Annotated in this window: 1 pseudogene; it reads left to right on the top strand. The window is 75.0% G+C overall.

The features are described 5' to 3' along the window. Positions 1 to 53 precede the first annotated feature (53 nt). Positions 54 to 557 (top strand): annotated as a pseudogene (locus tag SFLMC1_RS09445) (helix-turn-helix domain-containing protein); the annotation flags it as partial.

The raw sequence follows: 557 nt of genomic DNA on the forward strand, positions 1-557 counted from the left end.
GGAAGAAGGGGGCCGGGAAGGCGGCCCCGAGGGCCTACGGCAGGCTCACCAGGCACGAGCGGGACACGGTCCAGAGGATGCTGGAGTGCGGGGCCTCGTGCAGGCAGATCGCGAGGGAGCTGGGCAGGTCGCCCTCGACGGTGAGCTCCGAGGTGGCGTCGCACAGGTTCGTGACCGCGCCGAGGGAGAGGCGCGGCGAGCGCGTGGACGCCTCCGCCGACCTGTCGGCGGCCTGCCCGCGCCTGGCGGCGTGGCCGCGATGCCGCAACGGCTGCGGCCGGTACCGCGCGACCGGCTGCAAGCGCCGCCCGCACGTCTTCTACGATGCCCGCGCCGCGCAGCTGTGCGCGGACTCGGTCCTCGTCTCGTCCAGGCGCGGGATAGACGCCGACGAGCCCGCCGCGGCCGAGGCGCTCGCCCTCATCCGCGACGGCCTGGGCCGGGGGCTCTCGCCCGAGCAGCTGTCCGCCCGCAACGGCGGGCCCGTGGACCTGTCGCCCTCGACGATCTACCGCTGGGTCGCGGCTGGCTACGACGGCATGACCAACATGGAGCTC

It is taken from the genome of Collinsella aerofaciens (assembly GCF_901212495.1).
Taxonomy (GTDB): domain Bacteria; phylum Actinomycetota; class Coriobacteriia; order Coriobacteriales; family Coriobacteriaceae; genus Collinsella; species Collinsella aerofaciens_H.